This window comes from Ignavibacteriales bacterium (assembly GCA_015709675.1).
Taxonomy (GTDB): domain Bacteria; phylum Bacteroidota; class Ignavibacteria; order Ignavibacteriales; family Ignavibacteriaceae; genus H2-BAC3.
Genome location: CP054182.1, coordinates 1,383,519 through 1,401,057, shown reverse-complemented (window position 1 = coordinate 1,401,057; position 17,539 = coordinate 1,383,519). Strand labels below are relative to the sequence as shown.

General features: G+C 46.7%; 6 protein-coding genes. 4 read left to right on the top strand and 2 right to left on the bottom strand.

The window, feature by feature from the left end:
- Nucleotides 1-333: 333 nt before the first annotated feature.
- From HRU80_05195 to HRU80_05180, 4 genes are all read left to right on the top strand, one after another.
- A complete protein-coding gene (locus HRU80_05195) occupies nt 334-6,816 on the top strand; it encodes a T9SS type A sorting domain-containing protein (GenBank protein ID QOJ28303.1) in 6,483 nt (2,160 codons plus the stop codon).
- A 555-nt stretch (nt 6,817-7,371) separates the two neighbouring features.
- On the top strand, nt 7,372-9,396 hold the full coding sequence (locus HRU80_05190; protein ID QOJ28302.1) for a S9 family peptidase: 2,025 nt from the start codon (nt 7,372-7,374) through the stop codon (nt 9,394-9,396).
- A 247-nt stretch (nt 9,397-9,643) separates the two neighbouring features.
- Entirely contained in the window at nt 9,644-11,467 is a 1,824-nt protein-coding gene (locus HRU80_05185; protein ID QOJ28301.1) for a PQQ-binding-like beta-propeller repeat protein, read from the top strand.
- Between the two features lie 164 nt (nt 11,468-11,631).
- The gene (locus HRU80_05180; protein QOJ28300.1) at nt 11,632-13,197 is read left to right on the top strand and encodes a T9SS type A sorting domain-containing protein; all 1,566 of its coding nucleotides are present in this window, start codon (nt 11,632-11,634) and stop codon (nt 13,195-13,197) included.
- A gap of 406 nt (nt 13,198-13,603) precedes the next feature.
- Here HRU80_05180 and HRU80_05175 read toward each other — a convergent pair whose 3' ends face one another.
- Entirely contained in the window at nt 13,604-15,169 is a 1,566-nt protein-coding gene (locus HRU80_05175; GenBank protein QOJ28299.1) for a HAMP domain-containing histidine kinase, read from the bottom strand.
- Nucleotides 15,169-17,526 carry a PD40 domain-containing protein gene (locus HRU80_05170; GenBank protein ID QOJ28298.1) on the bottom strand — a complete coding sequence of 786 codons (2,358 nt, stop codon included), beginning with the start codon at nt 17,524-17,526 and terminating at the stop codon, nt 15,169-15,171. The genes HRU80_05175 and HRU80_05170 overlap by 1 nt, the downstream gene beginning before the upstream one ends.
- Between the last annotated feature and the right edge of the window lie 13 nt (nt 17,527-17,539).

Here is a 17,539-nt window from a genome sequence, read left to right as displayed (position 1 = left end):
GCAAAGAATTGCATAACATAATATATTTGTTGTACTTTGCCCTTTGTACATTGTAAACGGTAAATTGCACCCCGGCGGTTTTTGCGATTGTTCAAGTACCGAAATATCCGTTTTATAACCATTTCCGATGCCCCCCCGACCGGCTCCAAAGTCAATAAAATCAGTACTTTTGAGCGCTTGCCGTCCGGCAAAAAATTCTATTAAATTGCCTCAAATCACACCGATTTTTGTTGCCCGGATGAAGTAAAAACATTAGCTTTTCGTGACAAAAAAGTAATGTGTTATAACTTTTTTTACTTCACGTATTCATTCACAAACATCGGAAGAACAAATATGAAAAAATCACTACAGATTCTTTTCATGTTGTCTTTTATTTTGACGGGTACACTCTTTCCCCAGTTAAAATATAAGATGACCCCCGGCTCCGGTACCTATACCCCGATTGCCTCAGGACAGGCATTCACCTGGACAGGTACCAGTCTGGACGGAAATATTACGACCGCCACAGCCATTGGGTTTCCCTTCACCTATGACGGCGTAACATTTGACTCTCTTCAGGTTTCCACAGACGGTTTTATCCGCCTTGGTACCGACAGAACAGCTACTACCAGCGCAAACGCTTTACGCGGCACACTGAGGCAGATAATTGCTCCTCTCTGGGACGACCTGGCGGTTGCGGACTCCCTCAACAACATCGTTTACTCTCTTGAAGGCAGTGCACCAAACCGCGTTTTCAAAGTTGAGTGGAAAGCGATGAAATGGAGCTTCTCTTCAGCAGTGCCAAATGCCGTTTTCTCTGCAGAACTGCATGAGAATGGAAACATTGTATTTAAGTACGGTGCTTTCGGTACTGTTCTTTCTACCTTTTCAGCCTCCATCGGTCTCAACGGAACACTGCCTGTAACAACTGCAAACCAGGCAACAGGCCATCATTTGTCAATCAACCTGACCGGTGATGCCGGAAGCAGAGCTACCCATCAGACAATGGGTTCTGAGTTTACCGGTGTTTCTCTGGCTCCTGATAATGGCCAGACCTTTACCTTTACTCCTCATACCCCGGTTCCAATGGCAGGAACGTACACTGTGGGCGGAGCCACTCCAAGTTTTGCAACACTCAGTGAAGCAGCTATGGCTCTGAACCTGAACGGAATTAATGGTGATATCACCTTGAATATCCGTCCGGGCACTTACGATGATGTGTTCCACCTGTTATATATTAACGGGCAGTCATCAGGCAACCCAATCATGATTAAGCCGGAAAGCGGCGAGGTTATCCTCCAGCCGAAATACGGAAGCGCATCCACTACTGCTCCGTCATCAACTCTTGGTGATGCAATCATCCGTCTTGATGGTTCGCAGTATGTCACCATTGACGGTCTCAAACTGATTGCAGACGCAACAATGGCAACTGCTATCCATAAGTATGAAATGGGTATCTTCCTTGGCAACGCAATTGTAAACACAACCGCAGGCATAACCACCTGGGGCGCGCGTTTTAACGTTGTTAAAAATGTCTCCATTGATATGAATGCGTTTGGTGCATTAGCAACCGGCGGCGCCGGATCAATCGGTATCAGAATGGGTACCACCGGTACAAGTATTACTGATACCTCTGCAGCAAACAGCTATAATACCTTCCAGGATATCACCATTGAAGATTTCTGGCGTGCAGCATTCTTCACCTACGGTTTTTCAGGTCTTAACCCTGACCGCGGTAATAAAGTGACCGCAGTTACCGGAAGAAATGCTTTCAAGAACGTCAATATTACTGCAGGCGGATCAGATGTACGCGCAGTTGAAGCATACTGCCAGTTTGATTTTCTGGTTGAAAAAACTGATATACACGACCTGATTGTAACCAGCACCGGCTGGACAACAAACGTCCTGAGCGGTTTCAGATATAACCCTGCAAACAGCTCTACCGACTTTAACAGCGGCAATCTCGTTATCAGAGATGTTAATATCTGGAATCTTGAACTCCAGCAGACACAGGCAACCTCTGCGGGTGTTGTTGGTATGGAACTTCTGCGTATCGGAGCCAACTCCTCCTATACCATCAGCAATGTATCCGTAAGCGACCTTTATACCAACGGCAGCACAACTTCTCTTGCCCGCGGTATAGCAATCAATGCAGGCGCCGGAACCGGAGCTACCACAAATGCTTATATATATAACAACCTGGTGTATGACATCCGTGCTCCGAGATCAACCGGAACACCCGGTATCAGAGCATATGATATTCAGAACTCCCCCGGCGGAACGCTTAACACATATATGAGCTACAATACCGTTCTTCTTGACAATGCTGTTCCTCCGACTGCTGCCACCAACCAGTCATCTGGTATATACTGGGGCAACTACGGAACATCAGTGCTTGAACTGAAGAACAATATTGTTATTAACAATATGGCAAGCACCCTGCGGGCTGCGGCTCTTTATGCCACTTCAAACGCAAACCTCCTCCGTTTATCAGCTGCTTCCAACAACAATCTGTACTATGGCGGCACTCCGGCTGCCAACGCACTTATTGCATGGGATGGCGCAACCGGATATCAGACCATTGAGGCCTACAAAACTGCAGTTGCAACCGGCGGACCGAGAGAAGTTCTCTCCGTTACCGAAATGCCTCCGTTTGTCAGCGCAGTCAGCCCTTACAACCTGAACATGCAGACCACAGTCGGCACCCAGGCTGAAAGCGGCGGACAGCCTGTTGCAGGCATCACCACCGACTATGCAGGAACTGCAAGAAATGCAGACTTCCCTGATATCGGTGCATATGAATTCGCTGGTATCGCGATTGACAACAATCCGCCACTTATTAGCTATACAAATCTGTCCAATACCCATTTCACCAGCAACCGTACGTTAACCGCTACGATTACTGATCCGAGCGGTCTTGGAACCGGTTTACAAGGTATTCCCAGATTGTATTTCAAAAAATCAGTCAACGACACCTACATATCTACAACAGCTTCAGGCGTGAACGGAGATGAATTCACCTTCACCATCCGCCCTGACTTCCTTCCGGGCGGTTCAGTGGCTCCAGGTGATACCATTTTCTATTATGTAGCAGCACAGGATGCAAACGGAATCGCTGGCACCAATCCTGCAGGCGGAAGCGGTGCTACTCCTCCGGGAACCACACCACCTGCAGCACCACGTTCCTACCTGATCAACGGTGCTCCCCTCAATGGTGTATATACCATCAGTGCTCCGGTATTCAACCGCCTCCTGGGCAAGAATATCGAATCACGCACCTTTGAACGCATCGTTGCCGGTCCTGCTCCTTTTGCACAGCTTGAAGCGGATCTTACAGACAAAGACGGCAACCCGATTGAACAGGTTCTTGACGAGACCCATGTTCAGCAGTATGAAGTTCTGTATGAAGGAAATGCTCCGTACCGCGGAAGCAGATCACTGAATCAGACTGTTGTTGAAAACGCAAAAGCTCAGGGTCTTCTTGAGGCAAATATTGAATCAGTATATCCGTCATTAGCAGCAGCAGTAACCGACCTTAACCTTCGCGGAGTTTCAGGCCATGTTACCTTCCTGCTTGCTGATACTCTATATACAACCGCTACCCTGCAGATTCTTATCGGATATGATTCTGTTACCAATGCAAACAGAACCGTTACCTTTAAGCCAGCAAGCGGCGTAAACACCAGAATCACCGCTAACTCAACCAGCCCGGCATTTGTCGTTGTTAATGATTATGTAACCATTGACGGTTCTAACACCGTTGGCGGCACTACAAGAAACATGATCATTGAAAACACAAACGCAGGCGCTTCAGCAGGCGTTGCATTCTTCCAGGCAGCTTACGGTACCATCAAGAATGTTACCGGTTTTGCTCTCAACCCGACTGCAGGATACGGTATCGTATTTAATGCAGCGCTTAACGGCGTTATCGAAAACAACGACATCCGCAGAACAACCCTCGGCATTCAGCTTCAGGGCTGGTCAAACGGATCTGTTGTTAAAAACAATTTCATCGGTGCAGCTGATACTCTTGATATGATACAGAATATCGGTATTGCAGCGCTCTCAACAAGAAACTTTGAAATAAAGGATAACTATATTTCAGGTCTCAGAAGAGCAGCTACCAGCAGTACAGCAGGTATTGTACTTGGTGTTACAGCAACCGGTGATAGTCTTATGGACGGCAGTGTTTACAACAACTACATCAAAAATGTAAAACACACCGGCATTGGTACTGCAGCTTATGGTGCATACGGTATTCGTCTTGCAGGTACCACTGCAATCACCAGCTCAAATCTGAAAATATACAACAACGTAATTACCGACATTCTTGGTGACGGTGATGCAGGTGTTGGATTCAACCCGGTTGGTATTTTCATGAGCCAGGGTGCAGGTTATCAGATTTACTTTAACTCCATCAATATGTACGGTGCAATCAATTACGCAGGTGCTTCTGCGGCTGGTTCTGCCGCTATCCTGGTTAATGGTGTTTCAGTGACCAATCTTGATATCCGCAATAACGTACTGAGAAACTCTCAGACCTTTGTCGGCACGCTTGGTAAGACCTATGCTTTCTATAGTGTCGGTGCCAACACAACCTTCGCTGACATTAACTCGAACGACTACTGGTCTGTGGGTGAAGATTCAGCATTTAACTACCTCGGCGGCACGGCTTATGCAGACTTAGCAGCATGGCAGGCAGCTACAGGTAAAGATGCTAACTCAAAGGCAGTTAATCCGAACTACACAGACACCTTAAACCTCCGTCCACTGGCAGGATCAGGTGTTTATTTCGCAGGTCAGACCATTCCGGGCATCACCACCGACTTTGACGGTGATACCAGAACTGCAACACCTTCCATGGGCGCTTATGAGTTCCCGGTTGGCGTGACTATCGGCTGGGCAAACCTCCAGTGGCCGCCGGCTGCTACCATTAATGTAGGCGGTTCAAATACCGTTTACGGCCAGATCTGGGTTGACGGTGTAACCACACCTCCTGGTCAGGCACCTGGCATCAGCGCATGGGTTGGCTACAACACAACCAACGATGATCCGAGCGGATGGACAAACTGGGTTCCTGCAACCTATAACGTTGACGCAGGAAACAATGATGAGTATATGGCAAGTATCGGAATGAATCTTGCTCCTGGTACTTATTATTATGCTTACAGATACCAGCTCTACGGCGGTGCATACTACTACGGCGGTTACAGCACCAACGGAGGCGGTCAGTGGAACGGAACAACCAATGTATCCGGTACCCTTACCGTTCAGCCGCCACTGGTTATCAACTGGGAGCGTTCAGCAGCAAACACAACTCTCCCCGGCTGGTTCAGCCCGACTGGCAGCACCGAGCGCGGTTTCGCATGGGGCAGAGTAATGCTTCCGAATAATACCCTTGCAGGAAGAGTAATCGTTCCTTCAAGAAACGCAGGCACCTATATGAAAGTGCTTGACGACTCAACCGGTGCGGATATCGGTGACCTTGATATCAATGGCATCTCAGGCGGTACTTTTACCGTTAACGATGCTGAAGTTGACTACCTTGGTCATATCTTCGCTGCAAATCTTGTAACAGATGCTTCTGCTTCTGCATTCAAGGTTTACAGATGGAAGAATACCGGTGCCGCTCCTGAAGTTGCTATCAGCTATATTGGTGATGCTGTACGCCTCGGCGACAAATTCTCAGTTGAGTTTGACTCAGCTTCAAACGCTACCGCTGTCTGGGCTGCAAGTGCAACCACAGGACAGCCAAAAGTATATAAGTGGACAAAGATTGCAGGATTAGATTCATTCAATCAGGTTCCGACTGTTATCACCTTAAGTGATGCAATCTCAACCGGAATCAATTCAGCAGCAGTCGGACCGCTTTATAACGGAAGCTTCTACTGGAATGCGGGCGGACAGAGCGCAAGAAAATATTCTGCTAACGGCACATTGATTGGTATCGTTCCGGGAACAATTGTTGCAACCGGAAGCAATGCAATTAAGTTTGTCGGCACACAGAATGGCTCTGAGTTCTTTGCAACATTCCAATTCGGCGCTGGCAATAATAACGTACGCGTTGTTGAAGTTCCGAACGGCGACCCGACTCTGGCACTTACCTATGGCGTAAGTCCTTCGCTGGGTGCAAATTCTAATGGTAACGGTACAGGCGATGTTGCTGTAAAACGTAATGCAGACGGAAGCAGCACCATCTTTGTTATGGCTACCAATAACGGTATCGGTTCCTACAGAACCACCCGCAACATTCCTGTTGAATTCACTGCATTCACAGCAAAATCACAGGACCGCGATGTAGTTCTCACCTGGACAACCGCAACCGAAACAAACAGTGCTTCATTCCTGGTTGAAAGAACCGTGCTTGGTTCAGCTAACTGGTCAGCAGTTGGTTCAGTCCGCGCTGCCGGTACAACCACAGATGAGCAGACCTATACTTTCGTTGACAGAAACCTGAATACCGCGAAGTATCAGTATCGTCTGAAACAGATTGATCTTGATGGTACTTTCCAGTATAGCAGTGTTGTTGAAGTTGAAGTCGGACTGCCGATGACCTTTGGTCTGAGCCAGAACTATCCGAACCCGTTCAACCCGACGACAAAGATTCAGTATCAGGTTCCTGCTGATGCACGCGTTACTCTGGAACTCTTTGATGTAACAGGTCAGAGAGTAGCATCCCTGGTTAACGCTGAACTCACAGCCGGATACTATGCATTCGATCTGTCAGCCGGAAGCTACGGTCTTGCATCGGGCATCTACTTCTACAGAATGACCGCAGTCGAAATGGGCAGCGGAAAGAACTTTGTAGAGACAAAGAAGATGGTCATGCTTAAATAATTATGAGGTATGAATTATGAACTCAGGTTTGCTGATAACTTCATAAACCTGATCTGATTTGTAGTTCTTACATTCTGATTAAAAGCCCCGGCATCCGCCGGGGCTTTTTTATTTAAGGTAAGTCAAAAGTTCGTGCAAAGGATTTTATCTGCGTCAATTCGCAGGTAATAATTTGATTTTTTTGTTGGTTTTGGGGACAATGGTGACTCTGGGGATATTGGGTTAGCCAGATAGAAAATAAAAGGTTCAGAGTTTTCGAATTGTACATTGCTCATTCTAAATTGATTTCGATCCGCGGTGCTTCAGCACAAGTTCGCGCAAAGACGCCAAGGTGCAAAGAAGATCATCTGCGTTAATCTGCGGAATCTGCGGGAAATTTTTTCCGATCCGTGATCATCCGTGCTGCTTGCATCCGTTTAAAATCCGCGGCCTATGTTTGGGTCAAAAATCTCCCCCCAAATTCATAATTCATACTTCATAATTCATACTTCATACTTGTTGCCCTATTTTTGCAAAGTTAAATTAAATGAAAGGGTACTCTTCATGAGAAAACAAATGATGCAGATTTCTCTGCTCCTGATCTTCCTGGTTCAGATGCTGCCGGCTCAGCAGACAGGTCTGACCCCGAAGGATATGTTCCGGATTCAGACCGCCGTTGACGCGGTGCTTTCACCGGACGGAAAATTTATTGCTTATACGGTAAACGTCCCCCGCCCCCTGAAAGACGGAGCAGGCGGAGACTACCGCGAACTTTTTGTGTACAGTCTGGAAGCCAAACGCTCCAAACCCCTTCAGCAGGGTAAAGTATCAATCGGCTCCCCTGTCTGGCTGCCTGATGGTTCGGCTATTACCTTCCGCGCTAAATTAGACAAAAACCCCCGCCCGCAGATCTATAAAATATCCCCGGATGGAGGAGAGCCGCAGCTTGTGACCGAGTTTGAAGGTTCATTCCAGCAGTATCAGTTCACACCGGACGGAAAACATCTGGTATATGTTGCAGAGCTGGACCGCTTCCCTGAACTGAAAGGGCTGAAATCCAAGGGTTTTGACGCAGAATTTTTTGAGGAGACCTATCCTGATCTGGCCCTTTACACCATGAACCTCGCCACAAAAGAAATTAAGCAGGTCACCAAAGGTGTTTCCGTGTTTGATTTTGAAGTAAGCCCGGACGGCAAATTTGCAGCAGCAACCATCGCAGAAAAAAATCTGGTTGATGACTCCTATATGTTCAAACGGATATATATCGTTGACCTTGCAACTGGCGAAACAAGAAAGATTGTTGATAACCTTGGCAAAATCACTAAAATCAGCTACAGCCCCGACGGGAAACATCTGGCAATTGTTGCCGGCTCTGATATATACGACCCGGTTTCCGGCTCACTCTTTATCGCTGATGTTAACGAGCAGAAAAACCTGAAAGATCTGAAAAACTACACACTCACCTTTGAGGGCTCCGTTAAGTCCGTTGCGTGGATGGACAATCAGACTGTTCTTTATAATTCAGATGAGAGCGTGGATATAACACTCCGCTCCGTTAAGATGGGTTCAGACAAATCTGAACTGCTCCTTAAAGGAGGTGCTGCTGCTTTTAATGATTTCTCTGTTGCGGCAGGCAAAGCAGCATTCGCCGGTTCAACATGGGAGCATCCCGCAGATGTGTTTGAGTTTGATCTGAAAGAAAAGAAGCTCACCAAGATCAGCTGGCTGAACCGCTGGCTCGGTGATATAAAACTGGCAAAGCAGGAGAAAATTTCCTACAGCGCGCGTGACGGCCTCCGCATAGATGGTGTGCTTATATATCCGCTCGATTTTAAGGAAGGCACAAAGTATCCCCTTATCTGCTCAATCCACGGCGGACCTGAGTCTTCAGTTCCGAACGGATGGGTAACCAATTATGGCACCTGGGGACAGTTCGCTGCCTCCGAAGGATTCTTTGTTTTCATTCCTAACTACCGCGCCAGTGCCGGCCGCGGCATCGCTTTCGCGAAAGCTGACCGGATGGATCTGGTTGGTCCTGAGTTTGAAGATGTGCTTGACGGTATTGACTACCTTGTTAAAAAAGGATGGGTTGACCGGAGCAGAGTCGGCATCGGCGGCGGCTCCTACGGCGGTTACTTCGCTGCCTGGGGCGCAACCAAACAGACCGAGCACTTTGCCGCTTCAGTTGCGTTTGTAGGTGTTTCAAACCAGATTTCAAAAGCCCACACAACCGATATCGCTTATGAAGATTATCTGGTTCACTGGGGCATCTGGCCTTACGAGAACTTTGCGTTATATATGGAAAGAAGCCCTGTCTCCTACTCACAGCAGAGCAAAACCCCTACTCTTATCCTTCACGGCAAGGATGATCCACGAGTGCCGATGGGGCAGAGCATGGAACTCTACCGCACGCTTAAACTCCACAGCAAGGCACCCGTCCGCTTTGTAATGTACCCGGGCGAAGGGCACGGCAACCGGAAGAATACCTCCCGCCTTGACTATCTGGTGCGTACCATGGACTGGTTTAAGTATTATCTGACCGGCAATAATCCGAAAGATAAAATGCCCCCGATGATTATTGATTTCTCTTCTTACGAATAAATAATTTTTTCCCTCAAAGCACGCGGATTTTTTCTGAATCCGCGTGTTTTGTTTAAATCCGGATAAATCCCCTGTCCGTATAATCCAGCATAAGAGCACCCTCTCTTTTGCTGGCTTCAGCCGCGTTCTTCTTCCAATAGCCGGGAAACCGAAGAATTAGCGGCGAAGCCTTCTTTATTTATACGCTCCGGTTCTTCCCCCCTTTTTCCGTATTTTTGCACCTGTACAAAAACAAATTTCCCGGACTATGTTTACCAAGCGTTTAATAACTCTCGTTTTTCTTCTTTCATTCTCACTTAACGCACAGGACTATTCCTTCGCCTGGCTGACCGATATCCACATCGGCGCCCCCGGGGCAGAGGAAGATTTACTAAGCTGTGTGCAGGATATTAATAAACGATCCACCATTTCTTTTGTTGTGGCAACCGGCGATATTGCCGAAAAAGGAAGAGATGCCGAACTCACCAAAGCAAAAGAGATACTTGACCAGCTTAAAGTACCTTATTATATTATCCCCGGCAATCACGATACCAAATGGAGTGAAAGCGGCAACACCATCTTTAAGCAGCTCTGGAAAGATGATAAGTTTTATTTCCGGAAGGGAAGAACCGCGCACATCGGAATCAACAGCGGTGTTTATTGGCGGGGAGGCGGGGGTCATTTTACCGCTGAAGATCTTGTATGGCTTGATTCAATAGTAAACAAAGAATCCAAAGGTTTTGAACTCTACTTTTATTCACATCATCCTTTGGATGGAGATGTTCATAACTGGTTTAAGGCCGCAAACATCCTGAGAAAAGGAAATATAAAAGCGTTTTTCTGGGGCCACGGTCATAACAACCGGCTGAAAACCATTCATGGCATACCGGGCGCAATGGGAAGGTCCACCCTTAAAGGAAAAACCGTCTGGGGATATACCATTGCAGACAGCTATGCTGATTCCATCGTCCTCTATGAAGCAAATGGTGATACAACACTTAAAAGATGGGGGATGATTGATAAACGCACCTCCGCGCCGCTTGCCTCTGTAGATTCACTTCAGACGATTGCATATAACGCTAATCTTCTCTGGAGCAAAGAATTTCATTCAACCCTTTCGGCTCCGCTTCTTATATACGATAAGAAAATCTATGCTGCGTTTTATGACGGCACCATTCGCTGCTTTGACGCAAACGGCAGACTGCTCTGGACAAATACTGCTTTCGGGACAATTGTCTCAAGACCCGCAGCAGCCTCCAATATCCTTGCGGTGGGCACGGCTGAAGGAGAACTGCTTACCTATAATGCAACCACCGGGGCGCTTATTCAGAGCATAGGGCTTGAGAAGAAAATCACATCGCAGTTTACCATCATTAATTCTGTATATCAGGGAGAGAAAACTCTGGGAGTGGTTTTCGGAACATCAGACGGCACTCTCTATAACTATGATCTCTTCTTTCTGAATCTGATCTGGGAAAACACCTCAGCCAAAGCAATGATCGAAACGCGTCCGCTTTTTGTGAAAGACCGCATCCTGTACGGTGCATGGGATAATTACCTCTATTGCGTTGATGCTGCTACAGGCACGTTGAACTGGCGCTGGACGGAGAATCAGAATTTTTACTACTCCCCTGCTGCCGCTGTTCCGGTTACTGACGGAAACGCGGTATATATATCAGTTCCGGACAAACATGTCTCTGCAATCGATCTGATGCTCGGCAAAACCATCTGGCGGAATAAAAGTTTTGACGCATGGGAATCCATCGGCATCTCTCAGGACGGGAAAAGAGTGTTTATTAAGGCAACTCATAACAAGTTTTTTATGGCAGATGCAGCGACGGGGAAAATGATTATGGAGTCTGATATGAAGTCCGGACTTGACACTATGCCCGTCGAACTGATGGAGTATGACGGAAAAGTGCTTTTTACCGGAAAACACGGAGTGATATATATGGCAGATCATCTGAAAAAAGAAACCCTACCGGTGCTGTATGCAGGTACTGCGCGCGCGCATACGGTTCAGCAGATTAGTCCGGGCGTGTTTGCCGCGTCAAACATTGACGGTAAAATACTGGTTTTCAGTCTCAGATAATCGGGCGTTAACAGGTTAGAAACCCTTAAACCCGCGGAAAACCGCGGGTTTTTTGTTTTAAATTACCTCTGGTCAGTCGAAAATAGTTGTTGACAGTACCAAAAAAATCCCCTAAGTTTCAGCACTCTCTTAAACAAAAACTTCAACTTTACAAGGAGCATAATATGCGTCTTCGTTCCCTTTCCCTCTTCGTTTTTGTCCTCCTAAGTGTATCTTCATTTGCCCAGTGGGTGCTTGTTCCAAGCGGCTCAACTGACCGTCTCCGCTATATTAAACCAGTAAGCGCATCGCTGATATGGGGTTGCGGAAATGCCGGCAAAGTGTATAAGTCAACTGACGGAGGATTAACCTGGACCATAACAGTCACTTCTGCAACCGCCGTTAACTATACCGTTGAGGCATTTGATGCCACAACAGCGTGGGTAACCGGCACTGAAGGCGGCTCGATTAATGTGTCCATCTGGAAAACCACGGATGGCGGCGCCACCTGGGTCTCCCAGTATAATAATCCTAACAGCTTTGGTGATGCTGTCCGGTTCTTTAATGCCAATGACGGCGTTTATTACGGCGATCCGGATCCTTATCCATCAACCAACTGGGAAATTCTTACAACCTCAAACGGCGGTACCACCTGGACACGTGTTCCCAGAGCTAACTTCCCCGGTGCAGACAGCGCAAATGGCGAATATGGCACAGCCACTTCAATCGAAGTTGTAGGTAATACCGTTTGGTTCACGGGTTATTCAGGCGTTGCAGGCACACCTTTTGCAGTTTATAAATCAACCAACAAAGGTCTTAACTGGACAAGAACTGATGTTCCGTCCGTTAATGGAACCTCCGGTTCTTCCTACATTGCATTTGAAAATGAGCAGAGAGGTGTATTGGTTGCCCTTAACGGTACAACCGCAAGAACAACTGACGGCGGCGCTACCTGGACAACATCTTCAGTTACCGGTGCCGGTTTCCGTGCAGTGGTCAACCTCAGAGGAACAAACCGTTATGTTGCAGTCGGCAGCGCAGGTGCTTCCTGGATTACCTATGACGGCGGAGTAACCTGGACTCCGATTGAAGGAATCAACACTACAGTATTATATACCGTTGGTGCTTTTAACGGTATCCCCTGGGCAGCAGGCAACGGCGGTGAAATCCGCAAGTGGAATGGCCCGGCTCTTCCGGTTGAATTCACGGCTCTTTCAGCTAATGTTACCATGAATAAAGTAACCATCAACTGGACAACCGCTACTGAAAAGAATAACCGCGGTTTTGAAGTTGAAAGAAAAGCTGCTGACGGTGAATATATAACCCTCGCGTTTGTTGAAGGCGCCGGAACAACCCTTGAAGCAAGAAACTATTCTTTCAGCGATCTGGATGTAACTGCAGGTCTCTATAACTACAGAATTAAGCAGGTTGATTATGACGGACGTTATGCTTATTCCGATGAAATAGAAGTGAATGTAACCACTCCTGAAAAGTTTGAACTCAGCCAGAACTATCCGAATCCGTTCAACCCTTCAACCACCATTTCTTATGCAATTAAGTTTGACGGAAATGTTACCCTCAGAGTCTATGACTTCACCGGTAATCAGGTTGCAGAACTGGTAAACGGCGTTCAGCAGGCAGGTTCATATACCGTTCAGTTTGATGCTTCAGGTCTCAGCTCAGGCGTATATTTCTATACCCTTTCAGCACCAGGATTTAACAGCACAAAGAAACTGACCCTTATTAAATAATTTCTGTTTCCCTGAAAATAAAAGGCCTCCTGAAAAGGAGGCCTTTTTTTATAAACGACTGAGGAACGTACCGACAGATAATAATCTGTCGCATACAACGATATCAAATGTGTAAAGCACTCCAGCACGGATCGTTTTAATCACTGTAAAGCAACTGAATTTTAGAAAATCGAAAGTTTATACAGACACGCCGCGGCGTGTCTGTACGAAGCCAAGGGAAATACTTGAGCAATAAGTCTTCGTACCGACAGATGACAATCTGTCGAACATAACCATCTCACATGTTCAGAGAACACCCGTACAAATCTTTTAATCAATGCGAAGCAACTGAGTTTTAGAGGATATTAAATTTGTAGAGACACGCCGCGGCGTGTCTTTACGAAGCCGAAGAAATTACTATTTCCCTTTATTGAATTAAGGGCAAAATTACTGTAAATGTGCTTCCTTTACCCTGCTCACTCAGAACCGTGATCTCTCCTTTGTGTGATTCCACTATCTGCCGGACGATCGAAAGTCCGAGTCCCGTTCCTTTTGTTGTATGCACTTCCGAACTGCCGGCTCTGAAGAATTTCTCAAATACACGCTTTTGATCCTCTTTTGAAATACCAATTCCCCTGTCTGTTACGGAGAGCAGCGCTTTACTCTCTTCCGTTTTAAGCACGACCGACACAAATTTTTTATCAGTACTGTATTTAATGGCATTGTCAAGCAGATTGATTATCACTTCTTCTAAAGCATGTTCATCACCGCTCACAATCACTTCGTCTTCAGGAAGTATCAGTTCTGAGGTAAATCCTTTCTGCTCCAGATGATATTCATAACTGTTATATATGCGGCTGAGATGATGCGTGAGACTCAGTTCAGCAAAGGTGTACGTTTTTTTACCGGCCTCCATTTTCGAAAAGCTGAGGATTTTATTTACCATTCCGCTCAGGCGGTCAGTTTCACCATGAATGATACGATAGTATTCATTTCGTTTCTCATCACTCTTTACCCTTCCGAGCATGAGTGATTCGGAAAACATTGAGATAAGTGAGAGAGGAGTCCGGAGTTCATGCGAGACATTTGCCACAAAATCGGACTTCAGCTTTGTGAGCTTCATTTCCCGCCTGATAATATAGCCGATCAGGAAAGCGCCTATCATCAATGACAGATTCAGCAGGATTAAAAGCCGCAGATTCATGGCAGTACGTTCTTTTACAGCATCTGTAAGAGTTACACCGCTCGCTTTTATCCCGATCTCATAATCACTCAGAAGCCAGAGCGGTTTTACTGCATCCGGAGTAAAATTCCCATCACCATGGTTAAAAACCCTGACGCCGGAAGGTGCATGCCGGATGAGCATTGAGTAGCGGCTTCCGGCCACAGTCCTGATCTTTGGGCCAAGTACCGAACTGATATACTTTTGTAATGAAAAAGATATAATACACAGCGCATGAGTACCGTCATGACTGTCCGCCACGAAGACGAAGTTCATTTCATCCCCTTTTCCGCTGAACGTTTCAACCTTACGGTATCCTGACTGTATATATTCAAATAGTCTTTTAACCGCAGCTGAACCGGTAATCAGGGTGTATGTTTCCACTGAAGCAGCTGGCATCAAACCGCTTGGTACGGTTACAGTTTCTCTCCCAAGTGAATCAATGATTGAAATTGAGTAGATAAATCCCGTTTCGTTCACAATCTGCTGAAGCCGCCCGGCAAGTTCATTTACAGAAGAGAATCGAAGATACGCACCGTTAATTCTTGATGTCAGGTTTGCCGTTACATCCTCAGAATTCTGATTTACCGAAAAAAGCACCGTCTCAAGCTGCTGACGGTAAAGCTCATCTGCTTCTTCTTCCGCTGACGCTGAAGATACGGCCTGGAATACTGTATATACCGAGAGGGGAAGCAGGATAACCAGTAAAAATACCAGAAGAACTCCCCCCATGCCTGATCTTAAAAGTGATACCGGAAGTCTTCTCAGCATTATCTAATCAGGGTCAGTTTATGCACAGAGACTCTGCCGCCTGACTGCAAGACGGCGAAGTAGGCTCCCGAAGGCATATTTCCCGCGGAAAACTCTACCGTATGCCTGCCTGACTCAAGCTGCCCGTTCACCAGAACCGTTTCCAAACCCCCGAGAATGTTATATATGGCCAGACGGCTAAAACCGCTTTCGCTAAGAGTAAACGAAATTTGCGTTGAAGGATTAAACGGATTAGGATAATTTGCCGTGATACCAAACAGGGATGGACTGCCCTGCTCATCCCCAGCACTGAGAACAGGATCAATAAGGTTCCATTGAGCAGCATCAAACACAAGTTCCTGCCCTGTCACTGAGGATTTATCCCCAAGGCGGAGATATCCAGAAGATCCTGCCTTAAACGGATGCACTCCAAGACTTACCCACTGATTTGAATAAAGTTTCTGATTGAGCGGCACATCAGTAATACCCCCGTTTCGCACCACGCGGTAGACAGCGTCAGTCGCGTTTGAAAAAGGAATATATACTTTCACTTCATACATCCCGTCTGAAGCCAGATTGGGCTTCCAGGTTGCGTAGCAGGTATCATTCATGCCGTTCCTGGTGGTAGTATACCAGAAATGCCCTTTATATCCCTGAGTCATATCACGGTAGTGGAGCATATTTGCACCGTGGCGGTTATGCAGATAAAAGCCGCGGTTAAAATCAAGATCATCAATTATCGTATCTCCGTGCGCAGGTACCGTATAAGAAGTATTCACGCACCAGTAAACGGTATTCAAATTCTGAAATCCGTTATTATAACCGGGCCAGTCATATACTGCATTCTTGCCATCATAACTCGGATATCCCGGCGTATTCTTATTGCCGTAAGGGTCGTTCACGGTAACAGTTCTGTTAACTGCATTCACTCCGTGTGCCAGAACAATATGCCCTGCAGTGGTAAGACCATTGCAGATAGTATACGGATTACCTGCGCTAATCTGTGCTTCAGCTTTCGCGAATGTGGGTGCTTCTTCCCGTACTGCACTGATACCATGATTACTATAGTAGGAAACCATGCGGGAGTAAGGGCTGTAACTGCCGTTCCACATATATCCGTAACCTCCGAAAGACGGCTTGCCGTTAGGATCATTTGCGGTGAACTGATAATCCACCTGACGGAATCTGTATCTGTCGGCAATATATCTTCCATAGTAGTTATAGTGGCCGGGTGCTGGCCATGAACACCATCCTTCATAAGGGGGGAGCAGATTCCAGTAGGCGATGAGCATAATTGCCGTTCCCGCACCGCAGGCAGAGTGACCGTTAAACCAGTCAGGGCTGTCCCACACCTGATGCACATACGGGATATTCATGCTTTCTGTAGGAGGGGCAAAAGATAATTCCTCTCTGCTGCGTTCAATATAATCTATCTCCGCTGAAATCAGCCTGACCGCTGAGGTCACACCGGCCGATGGTATATATCGTGCCTGATATACCGCTTTTTCTTCACGGACAGCATAGAGCAATGTGCCATCTGATGAAAGGGACGGTGTCATTTCAGAAACCTCCGGAGTTGCCGTCAGACGAAGCTGCTGAGCCGATGCTATGGTATAGATGCTTACGTCAGAATTTCCGAAAACTCCGTTGATTTCTTCTCTGGTCTCAAATAGAATTTCCGTGCCGTTGCTGCTCCAGGACGGATTAAAACCTCTGGCAATAAATATTTCTTTCTTCTCTGAAGGAGAATAGATATAAAGTCCGGCATCCAGAGAACTGAAGAGAATATATCTGCCGTCAGGAGACCACTGCGGATAAAAGTATCCTTTTTCGCCTGAAGTTATCATTTCGGAAGAGCCGCTTTTGAGTTCCAACAGATATAACTGGTCATTCTGGTCATTGTAAACTGCAAAACTCCCGTCAGGAGAAATCGGAGCAAGGTTGGCATAAGCAGGAAGCCGGAATCGGCGGTCAGTATCATTCTCCCGCAGAATAAAGTAATTTCCCTCTGTATTGGCGAATGCCCCCTGATTTGCAAAGGAGCCCTGTCCGATTGTTTCAGAGAATTCCGTAATCTCCCTCTTAAGACCGGTCAGAAGCGAAACTGAGATGAGTTTCTGACCTCTTGGTTCAGTAATCTTTGCGATGATACTTTCTCCCCCCGGACTTATGGTAAAATAATTTCCGGACCCGGGAGCACTCAGCAGCTTGTGCACTGAACCATTCCGTATAGTATAAACACCCGATCCAAAATTATCGGTAAAGACTATACCTGAAGGTGTTTTAACCGGCCGGAGGAAATAGCCGCTATTTTCGCTAAGCCCCTGGGGATGAAGCGTGGTTAGAAAAAGGAAAAGAAGTACTAACGGAAGAATCATTGATAAACCGGAT